The 24,657-nt window shown below is 47.1% G+C and carries 18 protein-coding genes and 2 tRNA genes; 6 read left to right on the forward strand and 14 right to left on the reverse strand.

The genetic code is table 11. From position 1 onward, the window contains the following. The 3 genes from AC14M5_RS15720 to AC14M5_RS15730 form a co-directional block, all read right to left on the reverse strand. Window positions 1-1,424 (reverse strand): hypothetical protein (locus AC14M5_RS15720; RefSeq protein ID WP_484030636.1); only part of this gene is annotated, 1,424 nt, incomplete at its 3' end. After that, entirely contained in the window at window positions 1,417-1,665 is a 249-nt protein-coding gene (locus tag AC14M5_RS15725; RefSeq protein WP_484030637.1) for a hypothetical protein, read from the reverse strand. The genes AC14M5_RS15725 and AC14M5_RS15720, both read right to left, overlap by 8 nt. 126 nt (window positions 1,666-1,791) lie before the next feature. Further along, window positions 1,792-2,805, reverse strand: coding sequence for a hypothetical protein (locus AC14M5_RS15730; RefSeq protein WP_484030638.1), 1,014 nt, complete (start codon window positions 2,803-2,805; stop codon window positions 1,792-1,794). 149 nt (window positions 2,806-2,954) lie between these two features. Here AC14M5_RS15730 and AC14M5_RS15735 point away from each other — a divergent pair, with 149 nt between their 5' ends. The 3 genes from AC14M5_RS15735 to folK all read left to right on the forward strand — a co-directional run bounded on the left by AC14M5_RS15735 (window position 2,955) and on the right by folK (window position 4,612). Further along, complete coding sequence (locus AC14M5_RS15735) at window positions 2,955-3,674, forward strand: SDR family NAD(P)-dependent oxidoreductase (RefSeq protein ID WP_484030639.1); 720 nt, start codon at window positions 2,955-2,957, stop codon at window positions 3,672-3,674. 106 nt (window positions 3,675-3,780) lie between these two features. Next, window positions 3,781-4,137, forward strand: coding sequence for a dihydroneopterin aldolase (locus AC14M5_RS15740; protein WP_484030640.1), 357 nt, complete (start codon window positions 3,781-3,783; stop codon window positions 4,135-4,137). Further along, complete coding sequence (gene folK / locus AC14M5_RS15745) at window positions 4,115-4,612, forward strand: 2-amino-4-hydroxy-6-hydroxymethyldihydropteridine diphosphokinase (protein WP_484030641.1); 498 nt, start codon at window positions 4,115-4,117, stop codon at window positions 4,610-4,612. The genes AC14M5_RS15740 and folK overlap by 23 nt, the downstream gene beginning before the upstream one ends. A gap of 82 nt (window positions 4,613-4,694) precedes the next feature. Here folK and folE read toward each other — a convergent pair whose 3' ends face one another. Next, on the reverse strand, window positions 4,695-5,330 hold the full coding sequence (gene folE, locus AC14M5_RS15750) for a GTP cyclohydrolase I FolE (RefSeq protein ID WP_484030642.1): 636 nt from the start codon (window positions 5,328-5,330) through the stop codon (window positions 4,695-4,697). Window positions 5,331-5,554: 224 nt separating this feature from the next. Between folE and AC14M5_RS15755 the strand changes: the two genes are divergently transcribed. Then, window positions 5,555-6,064: a methyltransferase family protein gene (locus AC14M5_RS15755; RefSeq protein ID WP_484030643.1), complete on the forward strand. Its 510-nt coding sequence runs from the start codon at window positions 5,555-5,557 to the stop codon at window positions 6,062-6,064. Between the two features lie 47 nt (window positions 6,065-6,111). Here the strand turns inward: AC14M5_RS15755 and AC14M5_RS15760 are convergent, their stop codons facing one another. The 10 genes from AC14M5_RS15760 to AC14M5_RS15805 form a co-directional block, all read right to left on the reverse strand. Further along, on the reverse strand, window positions 6,112-7,155 hold the full coding sequence (locus AC14M5_RS15760) for a TolB family protein (protein WP_484030644.1): 1,044 nt from the start codon (window positions 7,153-7,155) through the stop codon (window positions 6,112-6,114). An 88-nt stretch (window positions 7,156-7,243) separates the two neighbouring features. Beyond that, the gene (locus AC14M5_RS15765) at window positions 7,244-8,170 is read right to left on the reverse strand and encodes a DNA adenine methylase (protein WP_484030645.1); all 927 of its coding nucleotides are present in this window, start codon (window positions 8,168-8,170) and stop codon (window positions 7,244-7,246) included. Then, window positions 8,167-9,042 (reverse strand): type II restriction endonuclease, encoded by an 876-nt coding sequence (locus AC14M5_RS15770; protein WP_484030646.1) that lies wholly within the window; start codon window positions 9,040-9,042, stop codon window positions 8,167-8,169. Before AC14M5_RS15770 ends, AC14M5_RS15765 begins: the two co-directional genes overlap by 4 nt. A gap of 135 nt (window positions 9,043-9,177) precedes the next feature. Continuing rightward, complete coding sequence (locus AC14M5_RS15775) at window positions 9,178-10,674, reverse strand: carboxypeptidase regulatory-like domain-containing protein (protein ID WP_484030647.1); 1,497 nt, start codon at window positions 10,672-10,674, stop codon at window positions 9,178-9,180. Window positions 10,675-11,015: 341 nt separating this feature from the next. Beyond that, window positions 11,016-13,892 (reverse strand): leucine--tRNA ligase, encoded by a 2,877-nt coding sequence (gene leuS / locus AC14M5_RS15780; protein WP_484030648.1) that lies wholly within the window; start codon window positions 13,890-13,892, stop codon window positions 11,016-11,018. A 541-nt stretch (window positions 13,893-14,433) separates the two neighbouring features. After that, window positions 14,434-14,506: transfer RNA gene (locus AC14M5_RS15785), tRNA-Ala, on the reverse strand. Between the two features lie 26 nt (window positions 14,507-14,532). Further along, window positions 14,533-14,605: transfer RNA gene (locus AC14M5_RS15790), tRNA-Ala, on the reverse strand. 137 nt (window positions 14,606-14,742) lie between these two features. Next, window positions 14,743-15,999: a GAF domain-containing sensor histidine kinase gene (locus AC14M5_RS15795; RefSeq protein WP_484030649.1), complete on the reverse strand. Its 1,257-nt coding sequence runs from the start codon at window positions 15,997-15,999 to the stop codon at window positions 14,743-14,745. A gap of 158 nt (window positions 16,000-16,157) precedes the next feature. Further along, entirely contained in the window at window positions 16,158-16,742 is a 585-nt protein-coding gene (locus AC14M5_RS15800) for a hypothetical protein (RefSeq protein WP_484030650.1), read from the reverse strand. A 504-nt stretch (window positions 16,743-17,246) separates the two neighbouring features. Further along, window positions 17,247-19,847 carry a PKD domain-containing protein gene (locus tag AC14M5_RS15805; RefSeq protein ID WP_484030651.1) on the reverse strand — a complete coding sequence of 867 codons (2,601 nt, stop codon included), beginning with the start codon at window positions 19,845-19,847 and terminating at the stop codon, window positions 17,247-17,249. 368 nt (window positions 19,848-20,215) lie between these two features. On the opposite strand from AC14M5_RS15805, the gene AC14M5_RS15810 reads away from it, so the two are divergent. Further along, complete coding sequence (locus tag AC14M5_RS15810) at window positions 20,216-23,380, forward strand: serine hydroxymethyltransferase (RefSeq protein WP_484030652.1); 3,165 nt, start codon at window positions 20,216-20,218, stop codon at window positions 23,378-23,380. 96 nt (window positions 23,381-23,476) lie between these two features. Then, window positions 23,477-24,657, forward strand: a 1,181-nt coding sequence (locus AC14M5_RS15815) for a hypothetical protein (protein ID WP_484030653.1), incomplete at its 3' end; no start/stop codon positions are given.

The following is a 24,657-nucleotide window of genomic DNA, read 5'->3' on the forward strand; positions in this document are numbered from 1 at the left end:
TAATGACTGAACAATTGCTGCAAAATTTGTTTCTGCAAGTCCTTTTGTGCGTCAACATCCGATTCACTTATGTTTTTTATTTCAGCACTTATTTCACCAATTACTCTTGTGGTCTCTGCGTTGTAATCTTGCAAAGAATTCAAATTGTCATCTTTTATATCAAAAGAGTTAATCAAATTCAGTGACTGGTTTATTTCCTCAAACCACAAAGAAAGTATCCCAGTTGCCGACTGACAAAGAGCTATCCACTTTGAATTTTCCTCAGACTTGTTGGTGTTGGATAAGAATATGCGTTCAGCGCCTTGCAGGTTATTAACAGTGGCAGCATTATTTTTCTTTACTTCATCTGCCAAATTTTTCAATCCAGCTATTTCCTTCTTGATTTCTGAAAATTCAAGGAGTTTGGCTTGTACTTTATTTGCAAGGTCTTGACCTGTAATGTCGTTTTCACAGAGTGGGCATATTATTAGATCGGGATTTTGCTCCAGAATTTGCCTCCCTGCTTGATAAAGATCCATCAATGCCAATTTTTCTAGATTTTCCTTTTTGCTCAATAGTTCTTTTTGCTTCAAGAAATATTCTTGTGTCTGCTTGACGAATCCAGAAGAAATTACGGCCTGGGTTAATGTGCTTTCTAAATTAATTAACCACTGAAAATATTTTCTTTTTTCATCTTCTGATGAGTTTCCTGTGATTTCACTTAGGCACTTCTGAAAAGAATCAAGATCTTTAACCACAGTGAAACTGCCTAGATTTCCTTGCAGCTGTTCGACAGTCGCGAAAACTGCAGAGGGTAAGTCAACTACTGGTCCAATAATAGGCACGATCAATGCCATGATATCCCGTTCTTTTTCTGAGATTTGGCCAATAACTTTGCGATATTCAGAATCTCTTTCAACGCTTCCCTTTACCTTGTTTATTGTGTCGCGCGTTTGCGTGACAACATCAAAGCCAATTATGGAAGATACAGCTTTCAACTTTTCGGTTTTTGTTTTATTTACAAAGTCTTTGAGCTCAGCATGACGCAATATGACATTTTCACCTTGCGCTGTTTCTAAAAAATTTTTCAAGCTTGAGCCATTGTTTTTCCAAGCAGACTTGTACTTTTCTGAACCGGAGTTATCTCTAGTCAACTGCAAATGTTTTTCCCCGAAAACATCCGATTCTGTTGTTGTAATTGAAACAATAGAATTTTCATTTTCGGGCAATCGATAATGACGATAAGCACTGTCATAACAACCTTCTTTTTGCAGGTGGTTAATTGAGTCTCGAAAATACCACTCAATGGCATCGGTTAATGAACTTTTGCCTCTCCCATTTTCTGCAGAGAGCACTAGGCCTTTGGAATTGTTTCCAAAATCAAACTTGACTTGATTGCGGATTCCTCTAAAGCCATAAATTTCTATTGACGATATTTTAGCCATTGTTATTCTCCCGCAATTGCTTTAACTGCTCTTGAAGACGTTTGTCAGTTAATTGCCCGTTCGCAAACAATTTACCAATAGATCTAGCAATATCCAAATCTACTTGAGCTTGTGCAAGATCGTCAGAACTATTACCTAACTCTGATGATTCAGAATTAAGTCGTTTCAAATCTTCTAATCTGTTGTCTGCTCTCGAAATTAATTCTTGAATAAAGTCCGAAATCACTTGTTGCCCTGACATATAACCTCCATTTTCTTAACCAAACTATTCTGAACCTTGACATATTGTAAGCCTAACTCAAAAGCCCCTGAGAGTCTCGCAACTCTCAGGGGCTTTTACTATTCTCTATAATCTATTCTCTACTTATCAACTCCTCAGCGCAATCGGCTTCAAATACGAATCCAACAGCTCATCCATCTGCTCGAGCGACTCGCAGACGAAGAACATCGGGTTAAAGGCGTAGACTGTTTTTGGAATGCGGGCAATCGTTTCGATATCGAACGGGGCCAATATCACCTCGCCGCCAAAGATTCCCTCGCGGCGGATTCCCAACTTGTTGAACAACGCCTGGACCACGTTCCAGCCCTGTTCCCCGGAGGACATCTGTCCCTTTTGATGCAGTTCGTTCACACCCTCAACGATTCGAAGGACATCTTTTTTATGGGTGTGGAAATTATCCTGTAACTGCTCAAACACATTGCCGCTGTAATCGATCACACTGTCACGGCTGAGGCGGTAGAACTCCATGATCGCATTCGCAAGCTCGCTACGCCCGGAGATGATACCAGCTCCGAACACTTTAATGCGGTTGCCTTCCATCACCAGCCCGAATTCGGTGCTGTACCAGGCCAGACGCTTAATGACTTCCCTCTCCTCTGTGGTCGCATTCAGGTAGGCTGGGGCAAATTTATCCTCGATGCGTGCGTAGAACTTCTGCGTCAAAAACGGCAGGTGGCCGAAGATATCATGGAACATATCTGGCTCAGGCGTAAACTCCATCTGATCGCGGGTGCGCAGATAATCGGTGATCAGGAAAATGCGCTGGGCAAACTTCTTATACCAATCGTCCGCCAGAGTGTAGCGGACAGCGGTGCGCTCGATTCGCCAGCCAGTTTGCGGGGTGATGTGCTCGTTAAGGTGTACAACTGTGGGGATGCGATGTGGGTCGAGCTTCAATAACCCGAGTCCATTCTTCCATTCCTGGCACAAATGCTCCAGCAAATAAGGTTGATGAATGCCAGCGTACAGGTCAGCCCAGATCGCATGTTGGTCCTCGGAGAAGACGATCTCCTGATTTTCAGCAGTATATTCACGGGATGGATCAAGGTGTTGTTCGGCGATATCACCTGTATAAGCCGGTGGTTTTTGATTCGTGATCATTTTTTTCACCTTTCGATTAGAGTGGCATGCCTTGTAACAATTGTGGCCTTGATGAAGAAGATATTATCACCTCCAAAAACGGAAGTCAAGAATTAGATAAACATTATCGGAATTTGTCTCTGCAATTATGAAATGATAAAATCAATTAGATGAGCGAATTGAACGGCAAAACCATTTTGATCACAGGAGCCGCGCGCCGCCTGGGCCGCCTTTTTGCGCTGGCCTGTGCCCGCGCCGGGGCCGATATTGTCATTCACCACGGCCATTCGGATGAAGAAGCCCGCCAAGTTCGGGATGAGATCGAATCTTTGGGACGAAAAGCCCACGTCCTCGCTTCAGACTTCGGGAAGCCTGCTGAGGTCTCGAAGCTCATTACCCAGGCGAATGAGTTTTCTCCGCTATACGCCCTCGTGAACAGCGCCGCCATCTTTGAGCCTCTCTCTTTGGAAGACACCACCCTCGCAAATTGGGAACGTCACATGGCGATCAACCTGACCACGCCATTCTTGTTGAGCCAGGAGTTTGCAAGACAAACCAAAGAAGGCCGCATCGTCAACATCTTAGATTGGCGTGCCCTGCGCCCCGGCGCGGATCACTTTCCTTACACAGTTAGCAAAGCCGCGCTGGCCGCAATGACCAAGTCTCTCGCGGTTGCATTAGCCCCGCGCATCACGGTCAACGGGCTGGCGTTGGGTGCCATCCTGCCGCCCGCAAATGAGTCAGCTAGTGAAAAGATCATTGCACAAGTCCCAGCCAAACGGTGGAGTGAAGCGGGTGAAGTCGAAGATGCGCTGCTATTTTTACTGACAGGTCCCGCCTATATCACGGGTGAGATCATTCATGTAGATGGCGGAAGGCATTTAACATAACCCGTCATTGCGAGGAGCGCTCTTGCTCCTTGCGACGAAGCAATCTCCAACACGTTGAGGGAGATTGCTTCGCAAAGAGCGCTCGCAATGACGAAATGGAGAACTCATGGATAAAACTTTCATCAAAGACCTGCTCGTGCGCGGCATTATCGGTGTGAATGATTGGGAGCGCAAAAAAGCGCAGGATATTTTGATCAATGTTACGGTATTTACAGATACCTCCCGCGCGGGTGAAACGGATGATATTACTGATTGCGTGGATTACAGCGCGCTGACAAAAAAGATCATGGCACATGCAGAAACGGTTGCACGGATGACAGTGGAAGCGCTAGCCAACGACCTGGCGAAGATGTGTCTGCAACAAAAGGGCGTGCTGAAAGCGATCGTGCGCGTGGAAAAGCCCGGTGCCGTGCGATTCGCAAAATCTGTGGGAGTGGAAGTTGAACGCAAGCGAGATGAGTGACCTGCATCGTGCCTATCTCAGTCTTGGCTCGAACATTGACGCAGAAAACAACCTCCCGAAAGCAATTCAAATGCTGCGGGAGGTCGGAAAAATCGTAGCCATAGCTGGTGTATGGGAATCCGAGTCGGTTGGTTTCGATGGGCCAAATTTTTTGAACACCTGCCTTGTATTTCTCACTCACCTTCAGCCCGTTGAACTAAAAGAACAGATCATCCGACCCATTGAAGCCAAGCTGGGACGCGTTCGCAGTGCCGAGAAAAATGCTCCGCGCACGATTGATATCGATATCGTGCTATTCGATGAAAGACCGCTCAACACGGAATTTTGGGATTATGCCTTTGTTACTGTTCCGCTGGCCGAGTTGATCCCGGACTTTGAACACCCTGTCAGACACGAAAAATTATCTCGAGTCGCCGAGCAGTTGAAAGGTCAGGTGTGGATCGTGAAGCGTGATAATGTAATTGTGTCACCCTGAGGGAGCGATTGTTGCGACCGAAGGGTCTCTCGTTCAGCGTGTAAGAGATCCTTCGCCGAAGAGCGGCTCAGGATGACACATTTCAAATCTTAAGCGGACCCGCTCCGCGTGAGATATTGGACAAAAATTCCTCGCGCGTGGCGATCTTGGAGCGGAAGCTTCCGAGCATGGTGGAGGTGGTCATGCGCGCATCCTGTTTTTTCACGCCGCGCATCATCGAGCAAAGATGAAGGGCCTCCACAACGACTGCCACGCCTTGTGGATGGATCAGGTCGTTAATGAAATCAGCGATCTGGCGAGTCATCCGTTCCTGAACCTGCAAACGGCGGGCGTACATATCCACGATGCGGGGAATCTTGGAAAGGCCGATCACCTGTCCTTTAGGGATATAAGCTACGTGGGCGCGCCCCATGAAAGGCAGAATGTGATGCTCACATAGGCTGTAGAATTCAATATCACGCACGATCACCATGTCATCATATGTGACGTTGAAGAGAGCATTATTGACAAGCTTCACAGGGTCTGCGCGATAACCGCTTAATAACTCAGGGTACATGCGGCCTACCCGATTGGGCGTGTTCAGCAATCCCTCACGCTGCGGGTCTTCACCAAAAGCCGCCAACATGGAGCGGATCGCAGCTTCTATTGCATCTGTGTCCATGGGACTTGTCATGGGTTCCTGCTTGTCTGCATCATCATCAAAATCGGGCTTTTCCATTTTTTCTCCAATACCTGAAGTTATGAATTGTCTGATTTTATCTGATTTATTGTTCGTTGTATAAATTACCTTGAGGAGTGTCATTCTGAGCGATAGCGAAGAATCTCAGAGATTATTATAGAGACCATCACCGCGCACTGCATCCGCAACGCGGTGCATGTGTCGCTACTGCTCAGGGAATCACCGCTGTAAGGCAAAATAAAACAAGAGTATACTTTTCGATCATGCTCAATGCCCTGCGTCATTTCCTTGCCATTTTATTGCTGCCTTTTATGGTAGTGATCGTTATCCCTGTTTGGCTGTTCAATTCATTTGCAATTTATGATACGCGCTGGGTTGGGATCACACCTCTGACCTGGGCTGGTTTCATCGCAGGGGCCTTATCCGCCTGGCTTGGATTCACATTATTTGTATGGTGTGTGAATCTATTTGCAATTGTCGGCCAGGGGACTCTGGCTCCGTGGGACCCAACTCAAAGACTCGTAGTGATCGGTCCGTATCGCCACGTCCGTAACCCGATGATCAGCGGGGTGGCGTTGATGTTGATCGGCCAATCCTTATTTTGGGGTTCATGGATCATCGGTCTCTGGGCAGGCATCTTCATCCTGATTAACCACACCTATTTTATTTTGTTGGAAGAACCAGGGCTGGAAAAACGATTTGGAGAAAGCTACCTGAACTATAAAGCCAATGTCCCCAGATGGGTTCCGCGTTTTAGAGCGTGGATGGGCTGAAGAAAAGTGGCGGAGAATATCCGCCACTTTTTACTATTCCCTATTCTCTATCTTCCCCAACGAGGCTGCCAATCTGAAGTCGGGCTGCTCGTCAAACGGATCACATCCGTGCCGTCAGGGTGGATAATGTAAATTTCGTTGTTGCCATCTCGAAAGGAGGCGAAGGCGATCCAGTTTCCATCCGGTGACCAGCTTGGGCCGAGGTTATCCCCGCCATTCGTGATCTGTACCAAACCTGTCCCATCTATATTGATGATGTAAATATCGCGGTCACCTTCTGGCCCCGCATAAAAGGCAAGCCTGGTTCCATCCGGTGACCAGGAACTGCGCCCGCCCATACCCTTCAAGTCTGTCACCTGGCGGATATTGGAACCGTCCGCGTTCATGACGAATAGTTGGCGCACTCCTGTTCGTGAAGATGCAAAGGCGATCATCGAACCATCCGGTGACCAGGTTGGGTCAATATCATCGGAGGTAGTGATGGCATGTGGGTTCGAGCCGTCAGGTTTCATCAGCCAAAGTCCATCCCCATCATTTGTAAAGACGATCCAATCACCTTTCGGGGAAAGCTCAGGCGCATACAAACTGCCAATGCCTCTTGTGAGGCGTTTGAATTCCTTGCCATTGGTATTGATGGAATAGATCTCAAAGTTCCCAGTGCGGCGCGAGGAGAAGTAAACCGTCTGCCCATCTGGAGAGAGGGATGCGTAAAAGGCCGTTTCCTCCGCTTCTGTGATCTGTTCGCGGCCTGTCCCATCTGCGTTCATGATGCAGATTTGATCTATTTGTTTAATAAAACAGGTGAAAACGATCCTGCCGCTTGGGGACGTGTTCCCGCTAAAACTGGGGATGGGTGATGGAATCAAAGTTGGCGCAAACGCAAAAGTAGGCGCCGAAGCGGGCGTGGAGAAATCCAATGCCGTTTCCAAAGGCGAATTGACAAATGGAGTTGGGTCAGAACTGCTATTGGGAGGGTTGATCCAAATGTAAGAAAACACCCCAATCAAAACGCAAATTCCAAGCACGCTCAAGCCTATGCCACCAATGAGGAGTTTGTCAAACGTGGTAAGAAGTTTGCGAGGTGCAGACATAGTTAGTATTTTATTTGATTAAATGTAAACTCACGAAACCATCGTTGAGGGCAAAGTGCTTTTTTGTAATTCCCATCCCATAACTGGCTCAAATTTTTGGAGATGAATAAACTATATAGCCATCTTTCGCCTTTTCAAACAATGCCAATTGTTTTTCTGATTCTAAGGCAACTGGAGTTAATGGGTTGTAGTTCAATACAATTGCCTCCAACATTGGTTTTCTATTTTTTTCACTTGCTCCAACGTGGTAAAAATGCTCGCGCGTTAAGATGGTAAAGCGATAAGCATATTTTTCAATTGCTTGGTTTGTGCGATATTGATTACTATGCCACGTAGAAAGAATAAATTTTGCTTTTGCAATATTGAGCAAATCATAAAGTTCCTGCTCATCATTCTCTGACCATGAGTTGAAGTAGTCAACATGCCTGCCAATGTATGGTGGGTCGCAGTAGATAAAATCATTTTCTCCAGCAGAAGAGAGAATTTTCCTGAAATCGGAGCAAACAAACTGCCAGTCATATTGGCTGGTTGCATCAGCCACATACTTGATCTGGTTCGTAATTTTAGTCACGTAGGATTTGGCAAAACGCTCAGGTTTATGTCCAAAAGGAACATTGAAACCACCTTTTTTATTAAAGCGCATAATGCCGTTGAAGCAAGCGCGATTCAAAAAGAGCATATCCAACGGGGCTCCATTTTTATTAAAACGCTCGCGCACTTCATAATAATGATCTTCACCTTTGGCTTGAAGGTATCCACCTTCTTTTTCCAGGAATTCTTTTGCAATCCCTGCTGTTATTTCTCCCTGCTTGATGGCATTATAAAAATTAATGATGTGTGGGTTTACGTCTGCGAAAATAGCACGGTTTGGGCGCATATTGAATCCAACCACACCCGAACCCATAAAAGGCTCAATCCACGTACCATCGTTTTTAAGAGAAGAATGGTCTTTAATCCATTCAACCAATTTTGTCTTAATCCCCTGACATTTCAAGGGCGGGACCTTTACTGTCATTTTTGCACTCGTCTGTTATTTTTGCGAGATGGTTTTCTGACCATTGGATTCGCAAATTTTATATCTTTTCCACGATAAGCAAGATAGTCCTTGAGAGACGTAATTGTCTTTACCTTACCATCAGGCAATGTCATTTGAATTTTGCCATAATTCATCCAGAAATCGTCGAACCACTTTTCACCAAGTTTTTTAAAAACTCCATTGCCATCCAAAAGATCACTGATCTTGACAATGCTTCCAATATTTGCGGTATTTGAGCTGCCTTGATAATCGCCAGCGATTTCCCATTTCTCATGAACGAAGAATTGAAAATTGCCAATTACAGATGTAATTGATTGTAACTCTTCGAGACGATAGGATTCAGATTCGTAGCTTTTCTCAGGGTTAGTACGCGAATAAATAACACCAAGACAGAAGTGTCCGAAATACCCACTATATGGAAATTGAATGTTCTTATAACTCTTGCGATTAGTGAAATACTCACCATGTGAACCAAGTGTAAAGCCGTTACAAAAATCAGGATTATCAGGTAAACGATAGGTGGTTTTTAAATCCACAGCAAATTTTACACTTTCATCGTCGGCATTTACAAAAGACAAATCAGGGTAATAGTTTTGTTGTTCAGCTAAAACTATTCGATAGTTATTTTGGCTGGCAAATTCAAGCAACTTTGGGAAAAGATGGATTTCAAGAATCTTTGAGACAATTTTTGTATCCGCGGAAATCGTATAAATATTGCGGAAGACATCAATAAAGCCTTTGATTGCCCATTGGTCATCTTCAGTGGAAACATGGCTTTTGAGTGTTTCAACAAATTCGGTCAATGCTTGTTTGAATTCGGTTTTGAGTTGTTCCCGCTTTTGTTTTAACATTATTCTCTCCATGGGGAGATTATACAACACACCGATGACCACCAACACAAAGCTCTTGGTGATCGTGAGATCACCAAGAGCTTTCAATACTAAAACATTCCCAACGCCGCCGCGCTCAACAACTATGGCGTGTTTTTACCAGATAAGTGCACCAGATTTTCGATAGTTACTGGCAAGGAGTTCCAGATCAAGGACGTTGATGAGTCCGTCGTTATTCAAGTCTGCCGCAGCGGGAGCGGTTGTGTTGTAACTCATCCCAATCGTCAGGGCGTCAAACTGATCGATGACGTTATTATTATCTATGTCCCCAGCCAGCAGACTGATCGTAGGCATTATGCTGGTGTTGCCGCCCGTAAGTGCAACAGATCCTTGGGCATCAAGGAAGCCGCTGGCTGTAGCGATCACGGTATAGTTTCCAGCAAGAGCCGTCAGGCTGAAAGTCCCATCTGCATTGGCAGTCACCGATGTGGCGAGCGAGTTATCGGCATTGTAGAGACTCACAGTGACTGTCTTGCTGGCGAGCACTTGTCCAGTGAGTGTTCCATTAGTAGGTTGGGAAGTTGGTGTGGACGTGAATGTCGGAGTAACTGTAGGCAGGTTCAACCATGCATAAGTGGAAACGATCTGCTCAAAGACAGCCGACTCAGCCGCATAGTCGAAGACGGGCGGCGGGGTAGTATAAACACCCGGGTTGATGGAATGCAGGATAAAGTCCAGGCTGACGCAGACGTTATCTCGAAGCGTAGAATAAGTAATCCATTGATGCAGGTGACCCACTCCACCATCCTCTCCGGTCTGTTTCAGGAAAGTAATGCCGTTTATCATTACTGTCTCGGAGGGATTGGGCGTAGTCAGCGGACTTTGGCATAGAACAACATTCTCCGCGACCACGACTTCCAGATATTTCTCACTCAGATTCGTACCCGCTACGAAGGGCAGATTGATACGGGCGAAGTTATCAGTGTGGCCATCAATGATCTGTCCTTGTGGCGGGTATTTGAACTCGAAGCTGTATTTGGAGTTGGTGAAGGTCAGCCAGTCGCTTATCGGTAATGTGGGAGTTGGCGTGAATGTCGGGGTAGGTGTAAACGTTGCGGTGGGCGTAGGCGTACTTCCAATGATGTTCAGGCTGGCAACAGTGGATGAAATTTCCGTAAGCACATTGTTCCCCTTGGAAACACGGGCTTTGCATTCAATTGTGGATTGACCCGCTTGCAACCCCATAACATTAAAAGTAAATGCGGCACCATTGGTTGTAGCTTTATTGCCATTCGTGCCCGCAATCGCGACGATGAAAGTGCCAGACTGAGGATTATTGATGGCGGTAGCCGCATCAGCGCCGAAGAGGCTGGTAATGGTGACACTACTCGCTTGAACCAGGCTGGAATTGTAGGAGCAAGTGAACTCAGCGCTTGTGTAACCATCCACAGGCACATTATTCAAGTTGACAGCGGCCAGGGCAGTATTGCCTACGTTGATGCTAGCGGGCGTAATAATAGTGGACACAAATGGCTCGGAGAGTTCCACCATATTCATATTGGCTGAGGCAAAAGCATTAACATTGCCCAGCGGGATAAGCAAGACAAGCAAAGCCAGGAGGCTAACAATCCGAAGTAAAGATTTTAATTTCATGGTTATCTACTCCTCATCTTTCAGAAGGGCCATATATTCTGTCTTTGGCTCTTATTTCAGGTAGGCATAAAGCAGATTTGAATTGGCATTCATCACAGGGTAAAGGCAAAATAATCGCGAAAGCAAATACAGTAAAAGGGCTTTTAATATTGTATGACTATTCCAGCAGTGATCGCGTTACAGCAAAATTGCGGCAATATTACTGGATGATTGCATAAGTTCTGTAAATTCCCCTTATAAGATCAATATAGTTGCCTGAAACACGAATCAAAAAAGGCGGCAGACTCTCTTTCTCAGAAAGCCTGCCGCCTTTTACTATTCACTATTCCCCATTCACTACACTACACCACCACACTCACCAACCGACCCTTTGCCACAATCACTTTCTTTGGCTCCTTGCCTTCCAAATATTTCTGGATGGTTTCACTAGCCAATGCCGCAGCTCTTATTTCATCTTCGCTGGCTTCGGCTGGGACGATGATTCGGTCACGCACCTTGCCGTTGACTTGCACGGGAATCTCGATGGAGTCTTCTTTCGTGGCGGCTTCGTCCACTTTGGGCCACATTTGTTGGTGGATCGAATAGGGCTTGCCCATCTGTGACCATAACTCTTCGGCGATGTGTGGGGCGACGGGAGCCAGCATCTTCAAGTAGATTTCAGTGGCTTCGCTCCATTCAGGTGTACCAACCGCACCGGCTTCACGCGCCTTATACATTTCATTCATCAATTCCATCAGCGAGGAGATGATGGTATTGAACTCGAACTCTTCGAAATCATGTGTCACATCGCGCAAGGTTTGGTGAACCCGTCGGCGCAGATCCTTCAGCGTATCGCTCGTCGGGGGCTTAGCCCCCGACGGAACAACGTCGGTGAACAGCGTCCACACACGGCGCATCCAGCGTGCAGTCCCTTCGATGCCTTGTGGGTCCCAGGGCGCGCCTTGCTGCCATCTGGCGAAGAACATCAAGTAGGCGCGCACGGTATCGGCTCCATATTTATTCACCAACACATCGGGCGCAACTACATTGCCGTGGCTCTTGGACATTTTGCTGTTATCTTCTGCCAGCACCATGCCCTGGTTGCGCAATTGCATCATCGGCTCGCCGCCTTCGGTGATGCCCATATCGCGCAATGCTTTGTGGAAGAAGCGCGTGTAGAGCAGATGCATGGTGGCATGTTCGCTGCCGCCCGTGTATGTATCGACAGGCATCCAATAGTTGTATTCGGCCTCGTCGAACGGGCCTTTGTCGTAATGCGGGCTCAGATAACGCAGGTGATACCACGACGAACACATGAATGTATCCAGCGTATCGGTCTCACGGATCGCAGGTTCGCCGCCGATCGGACAGGTTGCGTTTTTCCATGTCGGATGAAACTTCAACGGGCTTTCACCGGTTGGCTTCCATTCGATATCATCCGGCAATTCCACGGGCAGCTGGTCTTCAGGCACAGGATTCCATCCATGTGTTTCACAATAGACCATTGGAATCGGTGCGCCCCAATAACGCTGCCGTGAGATCAACCAATCACGATAACGATAGTTCACATCGCGTTTGCCGATGCCTTTTTGTTCCAGCCATTCAACTACGGCTTTGATGGCGGGGTTCTTCAAGCCTTTGTCGTTGGTGGCAGGTGTGCCGTTGAATGGCCCACTGTTGATCATCAGGCCTTCGTGTTCATGCGCGGCTTCCATTGTCTCGCCATTCAATTCAACGCCTTCGGGTTGGATGACAGGAATCACTTTCAACCTGAATTTGCGCGCGAAGGCAAAGTCGCGTTCATCATGCGCAGGGACAGCCATGATGGCACCCGTGCCGTAGGTCATCAAGACATAATCTGCAACCCAGATCGGGATGCGCTCATCATTTACTGGATTCACGGCATAAGCGCCCGTGAAGACGCCTGTCTTTTCTTTATCCTTCGCTTCGCGCTGGATGTCAGTCTGTTTCGCGGCTTGAGCCTTATACTCGCTGACGGCTTCCTTATGCTCGGGCGTGGTGATCTTATCCACGAGTGGATGCTCGGGCGAGAAAACCATGAAGGTAGCGCCCCACAATGTATCCGGGCGAGTAGTAAAGACAGGAATCGAGACCTGCGATTCAGGCGTCGGTCCATCTTCGGTCCCGATACCCTTCTCTTGGATTCCCATTTTGCCAACTACTGATTCCCAATCCAGGCGGAAAAATACCTCGGCACCTTCAGAACGACCGATCCAATTCGTTTGCGAGACCTTGATGAAGTCCGGCCAGTCAATCCCTTCGAAATGCAAAAGTTCACCCGCATATTTAGTGGCTCTGAAGAACCACTGTTCCAAATCCTTTTTGATGACCGGCGTACCGCATCGGTCACATACGCGATCTTCGCCTTTCACCTGTTCACGCGCCAAAGTTGTGTTGTCTTTTGGGCACCAGTCCACCGCAGATTTTTTGCGATATGCCAGCCCATGTTTATATAACTGAATGAAAAACCATTGGGACCATTTATAGTATTGGGGATCGGCAGATACGGCTTCACGCTCCCAATCGAACATGGTTCCCATCGTGCGCATCTGCTTACGCATCCGTTCAATGTTTTCGAAGGTCCACTTCTTCGGGTGGATGTTGTGTTTGATCGCCGCACCCTCAGCCGGGAGTCCGAACGCGTCAAATCCCATCGGGAACAGGACGTTGTAGCCTTGCATACGTTTGAAGCGTGCGCGGGCGTCCGGGGGAGTCATCGAGAACCAGTGACCAATGTGCAGGTCGCCGCTGGGATAGGGCAGCATGGTCAAGGCGTAATGCTTGGGTTTTCGCTCATCGATAACCGCGCGATACAACTTATCTGCTTCCCATTTCTCCTGCCACTTCTTCTCGAAAGTCTGTGGTTGAAAAGATTTGTCCTGTCTGGCAGATGGAGTTTTGGTTGTTTTCTCTTCTTCAACAGGAACGATTGCCTTTGGTTTTTCCATCACAGGCACAACTGCCTTTGGCTTCTCAGCCACAACGACCACCGCCATCTCTTTTACAGGTTCAATTGCCACCATCCTCTTTTTGGATGGTTTTGGGGCAGCCTTCTTCTTTGGAGCAATGATTTTTTTTGCGGCTGCCTTTTTTTCAACAGGTTTCTTTACCGCAGGTTTGGTCACCTTCTTAGCGATAACTTTCTTGGTGGCTTTCGTCGCTTTTTTAACAACCTTTCTCGCTGGCTTTACTGATACTTTTTTCTTTTTGGTTGCCATTCTTACCTCATGGATAATATTTTCAGGTTTCAATTTCAGGCGTCAGATTATTTGATCGCCTTTATTTAGTGCAATTAACGAATCGAAACTGAAGGCCCGCAAGTAGAGGTCCCTGTTTCCAAAAGATTTTGTCCATGTTCATGTGTGCCTCCTTCTAAAATTCTGGAGTCGTGGAGCTTGCTCCACAAGTTCCGTCAGCAAGCTGACGGAATCCAAATGACTTAAACAAAAAACCCTTCATCCACATCAGGGACGAAGAGTTAACTCCGCGGTACCACCCAGATTCGGTTGAAAAGTTTGCAGGTTTAGCCTTCAACTTTCAAACGCTCTTTGTCGCTGTAACGGGCTTGCCCGTGGATGACTACTTGAGATTCACCATCCAAGTCCTCTTGCGAGAGACAGGCGAGTTCGGTCTTTTCTTGTCCCCTTTAGGGGATGATAGTGCTCCGTTGACACTGGTGCTGGGCTTCCACCTCACTCTCCCAACTCGCTGACGGGTTGACCTACTACTCCTGCCATGACTTTTCAATTTTTAATTTAGTGGACCCAGAGGGATTCGAACCCTCGACCTTCTCAATGCCATTGAGACGCGCTCCCAACTGCGCTATGGGCCCTTAGTAAACTTTTTCTCCGCCTGTAGTGGACCTGAGGGGATTCGAACCCCTGACCTCCTCAGTGCGATTGAGGCGCGCTCCCAACTGCGCTACAGGCCCAAGTTTTTTATCCCGCCGCTCGCGGGACAAGGCGAACCGTATTCTACCTGAGGCATTTGGGAATGTCAATGAAGATGGAAAAGAAAAACATTAGCGATGAGAGCAAGGGATATGCCTCTCATTTCGCTACAGGTTACTCAATCCGCTGCCTGGAGCAATACCTTGAATGTTGAGCCTCGTCCTTCGCCCTCGGACTCAGCCCAGATCTTTCCTCCCTGAGCTTCGATCAGGCCTTTTGCAATCGCGAGGCCAATTCCAAGCCCGCCATAGTGACGTGTGTTCGGCGGTTCGATCTGATAGAACTCTTCAAATATCTTTTGCAATTTATCAACAGGAAGGCCAATGCCGCGATCCTGAACCCAAACCATCACCTCTTTATTCTGCTTAACGGCTCCAATGGTAATTTCATTTCCTTCCGGCGAAAAACGGATGGCGTTATTGAGCAGGTTGACAAACGCCAGGGTCGATTTTTCGGGGTCAACATTCACAAAGATGGGATCATCCTGAAATGCAAAGACCAGCTTCAGGTCACGCCGCGCAGCGAAGTATTTGATGTCATCCAACGCAAAATTCAAAACATCCTGAATGGATATCTTTACTGGCCGCATTTCCATCTCATCCGATTGGAGCAGGGTCAGGTTATTCATTTGGTCGAGCAGGGAACGCATCTGTGACGCCGCACCAAGCACCTGTTTGGCGTGATCCGTTGCGTCGCCCTTCGCATCCTGTTGCAGGAAGGTTGCATACCCAATGATGATGCCCAGCGGAGTCCGCAGTTCGTGGGATGCCAAAGCCAGAAAATGGCTTTTGATCTGATTGGTTACTTTCACCTTTTCCAAAGCCTGTTTTGTTGCCCGCAATAATCTTGCATTGTTGATCGCAATCGCGGCGTGCGCGGCAGTGACAGACAACATTGCCACATCGGCATCGGTGAAGCCGCCTTCACGTTTGTTAACTGCCTCAAGCACGCCCATTGTCCGATCTTTAATGAGCATGGGCACACCGAGCAATGTATTTACTTTAAATTTGATGTGTTCAGAAACAAGGGAGTAGTGACGCGGATCCTGTTCGGGATTATTCAGAATGAGCGGCTGGTTCGTGCGGAATATTGTGCCCGCCAGGCTGTTATCAATAGGGACAGGGATCTCAGCTAATTTTTCAGGGTTGGACCCGGTAGCAGCGGCAAAGTATAGGCGCGGACTCTTTTCATCGTAAAGCAAAATCGATGCAGCCTCGCACTCCAACAATTCAGTAGCGGTAGCTGTAATAAGCTGAAGTAATTCATCGAGATCAAGCGTTGAGTTCAGCGTTACGCTTAATTCCACGAGGCGTAACAACGATTTCTGACGCCCCTCAAGTTCTTTGAGTTGTCCGGTCTTTGTAAGAGTAGGCATATGGACAGTTTACAGTTATTTATAAGTGAATTCAAGCCCCAATTGTCCTATAAATTTCTGGCTTGATTCACATCCTTTTATCGCCGGCAATCCTACAGCCTTACAAACGAAAAAGCCTCCGGAGACCGGAGGCTTCACTTATGTAAGAGTTTGAAAATTTATGGCAGGGTCCATTGATCGTTGAGGCCAAAGCCGGGTGCACCTTCTTTGAGTTGTAGGCCATGATATCCACCAACAGGATCGTTGTAGACTTCCTGGATAATGTCGTATTGGCCCCACAGAGAACCGCCTGGCCCCACCCAAACGATCTTTGAAAAGTAAGTGTAATGGGCATCCTGCGAACCATTGAAATCGGAATCATAATCCCCTTCATTAAAGTTGGTCAACCATCCCTGGCTGATGCCGGCCGAACCGCGATCCAATTTTCCGTCTCCGGTGCAGTCCTGATTTGATAGCCAATCATCAGACCATTTCATTATGAGAGTATCATCTACATAATCGCCGGTACTGCCCCAATATGTTCCATCTAAGGTACGGTCTGAGCTATCGTAAGTGCCATTGAACATGTGCGCCTGATAGTTATAGCCAAATTGATCGTACCCCATCACCAGGAAATTCCCGTAGCTATCTGTCAGGGTCCCATCCATTATGGTGGTGCAGCCGTTGGGTTGCGCCTGTACAACAGTGGCTGAGAAAGCCAGAACCATTAGAACAACGAACAAAACGAACAATTTATTTTTCATGTTTTTATCCCTTTCATAACAGTTTGACGAAAAACAGACCAGACAGAGTTGAAAACGCATCACCTCCTTAAACGAACAAACCGACCATACAGGCCGGTTTCGCTATTGGCTCCCCGATGACCCTGCCCATCATTCAATGGGCAAAGCGACCAAATAAAGTCATCGTTTCATTGCCGCACAACCAGAAGCAGATAAATTTCAAAGGAATTGGAACACTGCCATCTCAAACCCATACCTCTAAATTTGGCAGATGTTAATAACATAGCGAAGAATTGTTTCAAGTTCAAGTGACATTTGTCATACTTGTTCAAAATATCCATGAGTCAAATTCAATTTGCTGTTGAAATGATAATTTGAACCCTTTTTATGATATTTTCCACTTGACCCCTTGCTTTTCTTCCTTCGTGCGTTCTGACTACCTTACAACGTTAATTATTCATTCACAAAAGAATCAGCCTGACAGACTTCGATCTGCCAGGCTCTTAATCCAATGAGAAAGGATGCTTAATTCTCTTTATGAATGACGATTGAGCCTCCTTCAATAGCTATCACCGGGTTGGCATCATCTGGTGAGCCAAGCATATTGTCGTAAATGGGGTTACCAGTAGCCTTGTCCCAAATCTTGATGTGGAACTTATCAGGCGTGCCATCAATAGCTGTCAGCATAAAACCGTATTCGCCTATTCCGTTGATCGTGCCTGTTCCTTTGTACTGGGCTTTCGTTCCAGCAACCACCAACCAGTCATAGGATGTACTCTTGAAGTTCAAGTCCGCGACTTTGAATTGGAATTCCGTGTTGCCAGTTGGAACGTTAGCACCCTTTTGATATTTTGATACAAAGCCAAAAGTTGCCTTGCCAGCCAACGTTGGGTCAGCGGTGTAAGCTCCCGCAGGTGAGTTGATCCACCCGCCACCGGTGACAAATCCGCCTTCTGGATTGTAAACGACTACAAATTGGAAGACTTCCGTATCAGATTCGCCCGCTGCATCAGTGATGGTAGCCGTGATCGTATATACTCCAGCAGATGTATAGGTATGAGGTGTAGTTACAGATGGCACAGTAGCAGATGCAGTCGTCGTAGAACTATCACCCCAATCCCATAGAACGGTGTGAGTGTCTCCAACATCGGGGTCGCTGAATTCAGTGGTTGCGTCGATGCTTTGTCCAAGTTGAATGGGAGCAGTGGGTGCCGTGATAGAAGTTATTACTGGTGGTCGGTTGACAACTACTTCGAAACTAATAATTCGGTGATGTTCGAAGTTGATCCTTGGAGCCACAGAATGATCTGAATGCACTACCAAACTATGCATACCCGGCTCCAGTGAGGCAGGTTGCTCTGGATCCCAATTTGAATTGTTGTAACTCAAAGTGGTTTGATCGATCGTGATCGGGAATACTGTGAAGCGACCATCGTTGGGGGTCAGCAAATCAACCGTATAAGCCCAGGGGATAACGGGCTGGCCCAGATAGTATGAATTGAATTCGTCCCAGGCAAATGTCGGCTGAGTCTCAGTAATTGAGCTTTGATGCTGTGGGAACAAAATATCAGGCGCATCTCTGGGATAATCTTCAAGGTTCCCAATTACGAATGGTTGACTTACCTGACCACTTGCATCTCTGATTGTTACAGAATATTCGCCGAGAGGAGGTATGCTACCAAAATCCCCATTGGCCATAATATGAAATTTTTCTCCATCATAAGATATTTCGGCATTGTCAATCACCACTGGATCACCATTGACAGTTAATGTTACCTGAGTCGCGTCAAAGGTTGAGAAATCCCCATGCGCACGCACAAAAACTTCAAAACCATAAAATGTGTCAGGGGATGACCCGTCACCGGTGCCTTCAATAATAGTTTGGATATTTACGTTGGCGCCAAGTATCTTAGTTTCGGCTGTTAAGCTGACAACGCGGAAGGTTCTGCCACCGACTGGTCCACTGAAAAGAACTTCATCTCGGGTTGTACCAGTCCAACGGGCAGCCACCCCGTCTCGCCAGTTTATCCCAGGTTGGCTAGTGATAAGCCGCCAACCTTGAATCGAATCAAAACCATATATGCCACCTTGTGTTCCAGCAGCGTAGACTTCGGCTAGTGAGTCGCCATCTAGATCAGCTAAACAAACAACCGTCAGATATTCACCAATCCCTGATGCAACTTGTGTCACAGTGAATGTATTGCCCGAAATTACGTATACTGAGCTTGAAGACCCATCCCATGTGACGGCTGCAATATCCGTACCCGCATTTCCGTCGAACTCACCCGTGCTTATACTTGTTATAGCGCCAGATGGGGTAAAGATTGGATAACTGGTATGGTTGTAGACACCAGACCCGGGGGTATACCTAACAAGATCCAATTGCCTTGACTGGGCAACCCAGATAAGTGTTTGAGTGCCGTCACCAAGAAAATCACCAGATTGCGGTCTCATCAGGGGTTCGAAATTTTGGCCGCCATCTTTAATTTCGACACCTTGGTAGGTATTTGTCGCGGGATTCCAAACATATCTAAACAAATGATGATGGGGATTCGGAAAGCCACCGTGTAACGTGACAAACCATATCTCTAAGTTACTGTCACCGTCGAGATCTGCAACACTTGGCGCAAACCATCCGGGCCATGCAAAACGGGATGTGACATCTTTATTCTCCACCAGCGTTGTCCCGCTGTATCTATATCCACGCAGCCATTCACCACCATTTCCCCATACATGTTCGGAAAATACCAGCCAGTTTTTACCATCATTACGGATCGGTGCTACGATGGGGTTTTTGGCTGAATTGAGTGATGGGCCAGCCAACAATGTGCCACCGTTCCAAGTCCCTCCCGGATTTTGGAACACTGCAGCCCCAGCACCATATTGTTCAGCGCCTTTTACGAAAACCAGATCCAAATTGCCATCGTTGGTTAAATCACCAACTGTCATTGTGATGTCTGTGACATTATTAGGGAAAATATTGCTTTCAATGATGGTTTGCACAGTAACATTAACAGCGTTCGATGCCTGAGGTGTATCCTGAGTCTGTGCATTAGCCATAGCATCAGGTATTGAAAAGGCAAGCAATGTCATCACCACAATTGAGAACAGGCTGTGAGTCTTCATGGATTCCTCCTTAGGGTATCTATGTGTTAAAAACATATGGGGCACTGATTGGTTCCCCATTGACTTTACTCATCTTCGACGAGTAAGCGACTAAATTAGGTCAACGGTTCGTCGCCTCCAAAACTTTGTGAAAGTGATACTGTGAATAAAATTTTTGAGGTTTTTGCGCTAAATCGACATGCACCTCCCTGCCTAGCAGATTTGCATTATGAAGCTTCCCTATGCAATTCATCTTACTCAAATTGAAGACAAATTCAAGTATGATATTTATCATGTTTTTTCGATTGACACTTGACCCTCTCCCCTCACGGGTCTACAATTCAAGTGTCTGACAATTCCAAAACTCAACTCTCTCAAGGAGATTTACAATGTCCGATTATTTAGTTCGCGGTTCGCTCGCCAAACTGGACCCTGATGTCTTTGAACTGACTCAGCTCGAAGCGGAGCGGCAATACCGCAAGTTGATCCTGATTCCCAGTGAATCCACTGCGCCGATGGCAGTACGTGAAGCATTGAGTTCCGCCTTCCAGAATATTTATGCTGAAGGCTACCCCGACGAAGAGTCGCGTTGGATGACCGAAGAAGAGATTCTCGATTATCCAGCGCGACTTGCTCATTATCGTCGCAGCGGTGACCCGCGCTATTACAAGGGCGTGGAATATGCGGATGCGGTCGAAGCGCTGGCTCGCAGACGGGGGGCAGAGGCTTTTGCAGCCAATGGAATCAGCGCAGACCAGATCTTCGTCAATGTGCAGGCTCTTTCAGGCGCTCCGGCCAATAACGCGGTGTATCAGGCAGTGATCAACCTCGGCGAGACGGTAATGGGACTCAATCTCCTTCACGGAGGTCATCTCTCGCATGGTTCATCGGTAAATCGCAGCGGCAAGTGGTATAAGGCTGTGCATTACAACGTGGATGACAACGAGAAACTTGACTATGACAGAATCCGCGCATTGGCAATTGAAAATAAACCGAAACTTTTGATCGCGGGCACTTCATCATATTCATGGATTCCAGATTGGAAGAAGTTCCGTGAGATCGCGGATGAAGTAGGCGCATATTTCCTGGCGGATATTTCCCACATCGGCGGGCTGGTGGCGGCGGGCGTGGTGCCTTCGCCAATTGGTCATGCTCACGTGGTAATGTCTACCACACACAAGAGCCTCGACGGCCCGCGCGGCGCAGTATTACTGACAACCGATGCGGCCATTGCAAAGAAACTTGACAAGGCCGTCTTCCCCGGTGAGCAGGGCGGACCTCACGTCAACGTGTTCGCTGGTTTAGCATTGACCTTCAAGCTCGCACAAACCAAACAATTTAAACAACTACAATCCCAAACCGTTAAGAACGCGCAAGCGATGGCGGACCAATTCAAAAAAAGGGGGCTGCGCGTGCCCTTCGGCGGCACGAACTGTCATATGCTGAATGTGGATGTGACCTCTGTCAAAGGTGAGGATGGAACAAGCCTGAGCGGCGATCAGGCCGCGCGCATTCTCGATCTCGTCGGCGTGGTGGTCAATCGCAACACCATCCCCGGTGACAAGAACTCGGCTGACCCAAGCGGCATTCGTTTGGGCACGCCGTGGATCACACAGCGCGGATTCGATGAGAAGAAAAGCCGTGAACTCGCGGACGTGATGGCAGATGTGCTTTTGGCCTGCGCTCCACATTCAGTAGATACTGTGAAAAAAGGAAAACAACGCCGCGCGAAACTTGATTTCAATGTACTGAACGATGCGAAGTTGAAAATTAGAACGTTGGCGCAGAACGCGGGCATTGATTTCAAGCCGACGAAGAATGGCTATCCACATTTCTATTACATTGATGATAAACCCCTCCTAGCCTCCCCTAAAGGGGGGGGACAGATGGCGGTGTACGAATTAAGTGGACAACGCGTGCGGCAGGTTTTGGATTTTGCTGTCTCTTCTGACCTCTCTACTCTAAAGAAGGGCAAGACTCAAGCGACGGAGATTTCAACTCCCAAAGGTAAAGTCAAAGCGACGTTGAAGAATGTGGATGGCAAGACTTATCAATTAGCTGTGCCTGTCAAGAATGCGTCGGTTGTGGCGACGTGGCTGCGCGATCTATCTGATGGGTACACATCCTTTAATTTGAATGGCGAAAAAGATTTCAGCGCAAGGAGAATGCCTGGGCCGATAGTCGTTTCGTCGTCAATGGATAAGTTAACGGATGCGCGGATGGGAACGGATAAAACCGTCAGTGTAGATAAACCTTTTTATATCGGAATCAGCTCGAACGTTAAGAAAGAAGCGCTGCCTTCTTTCCAATGGAATGAAGTTGAAGGTGAATTAAAAAAGACAGCCTTGAATCAAACCCATCGCGATCTCGGCGGCAGAATGGTCCCATTTGCGGGCTGGGAAATGCCTGTGCAGTATTCAGGCATCTTTGAGGAACATCTGGCCACGCGCAATGCGGCGGGCCTCTTCGATGTTTCGCACATGGGTGTGTACGATGTGCGCGGCGCGGATGCGGCTTCGTTCCTCGATACGGTCTGCGGCAACGACTGCGGCGGGCTGATGCCGGGCGAGTCGCTTTACACACATTTCCTTACACCCGAAGCGGACGTGATCGACGATACGCTAGTCTATCGCCGCGGATACGATAATTATTTGGTTGTCGTGAACGCGTCGAACGATGACAAGGACCGCACCTGGCTTGAAAGTGTGCGTGACGGAAAAGTGCGCATTGACACGGGACGACCGTGGGCGCGCACATATGGATATGAAGCCAACATCCGCAACCTGCGGGACCCGAAAGCTGGTTCGGCCATGCGGGTGGATATCGCCCTGCAAGGACCCAAGAGCCGTGACACGCTGTTTGCGATGGGCGTGGATGATAAGACTCGCGCGCGCATCATGAAATTGAAGCGCACCGAGTTATGCGATGCGGTGGTTGGTGCCCATTCGACAGGCTCAGGGGAGCGATTCGACTTAATTGTTTCTCGCACTGGCTACACCGGCGAGAAGCTGGCCTTTGAATTATTCGTCCACCCCGAGCGCGCCGTGGACTTTTGGAATGCGGTGTTGAAAGCGGGCGAGGGGTTTGGAGTCAAGCCGATCGGCTTGGGCGCACGCGACTCACTGCGCACCGAAGCAGGCTTGCCATTATATGGTCACGAAATGGGGCTCGGCTCTGGCAAGTTCGATGGCAGAGACTTGGGAGTCGCAGAAGGCGGATTTGGTTCCTATGTCAAACCATACAAGCCATGGTTCATCGGGCGTGACGCTTACGTTGCAAGAGAGAAGGAACGCAAGGGAGTAGTCATCCGCTTTACTTTTGATGAGCAGCGCGTCCGCATGGCACACAACGGTGACCCCGTGGACAATGCCAGCGGCGAGCGCATTGGCTTCGTCACCTCCTGCGCCATTGATGGACAGAGATTCATCACAGGTCAGGCCTTCGTGAACCTGGCCTATGCAAAGGAAGGCACGCCCATCCTGATTCACCAGGGTGCTGTGATGGATCGTCCAGCGAGTGCAGCGAAAGTAGTGAGCAGGTTCGCGAAGTTGTAGTGATTTTGTATAGAAATTACTTGATGGTATTTGAGATGACCTTTTATGTGTGGGTCATCTCAAATACCTATTTTATATAAACCAGGGTCTTGAAAGATGAAAAAAACAATCTCTGAAAAGACAAGAACTACTTTGGCAGAATATTACATAAAATGGGGCAGTAAATTTTCTTTTCTAAAGATTGAACCTTTTGTTACATTTGAACATCTTCATCAGAATCAACTTAAAACGCCAGAGAAAGAAGCAATAAATGAAACACTTCCTCCTTCCAATTGCGAATTGGATTTAATTTACTTTCGTCTAATCGAAATCTATCCTTTAGAAGATTTTGATCGCCTAACAAAAGGATTGCAAAAACTATTCCCAAATTTGGAGGATAGTTTTCTTCATGGTAAATTCAGGTCAGAGTTTTTTCATAGTCCTAGCAAAATTCACGGAGGTTCATGGATTAACATTGGAACAGTTGCGCGTGAGCGAAAAATGAGGCTGTTTGGTGGAGATGTCCGTTATCTGTCTTCATTGCCAAAGGAAGTAGATTTTATTTCTGTTGAGTTAGATCAAATTCTCCCGTCAACAATAGTTGTTGTTTTAGATGTTCATCTAACTGAAATTGTTACCCAGAGATTGAAGAGCTTAAGGTCTAAAGTCTATCATCCAAAAATTAGATTTCGGCACATAATACCAACTGGGCCAGGAGGAGGGGGATTCTCAAGATCGATTCCGGAATATGATATGAGAGATGAAATTCTCAATTATTTAGGAGATATTCGCTCATCTATTGAGATAAGTTTGAAACCCTTTATTAATGGGTATTTCATGAAGCAAAAAAATATTGCAAATATTCATTTACCTGCAATTGAAGTATATACTCTTGAGGATATTCCTGCGACCAAGTCTGCACGTCTTAAGTGGGTTCAAGCTTCGCGAGTATGGTTGAGGACAATAGGTTTTAACTTTTTTAGTTTTTCGATATATGCAGATCAAAGCTTATTTTTTATTCCTTGGGATGAGGGAGACTCTTTTAGTAGTACGAACCGATTAAGCCATCAATTAATAGTATCTCCAACGCCTTATCTCAAGAAATTAGATTTAAGTATGCATCAGCATAATAATAAGTCGGCTATTGCATATCGCACTCAAAGTTTGCTCGATGAAATGCTCGCCTATTTTTCTATATATCATATTCTGGTCAAATTCCAAAAAGAGTTTGAGACGAATCGTGGCATAGTTTTTAAAAGTATGAAATTAAGGGCTTTATGGCTGGGAAAGTATATATC

Source organism: Candidatus Villigracilis sp. (assembly GCF_057083605.1).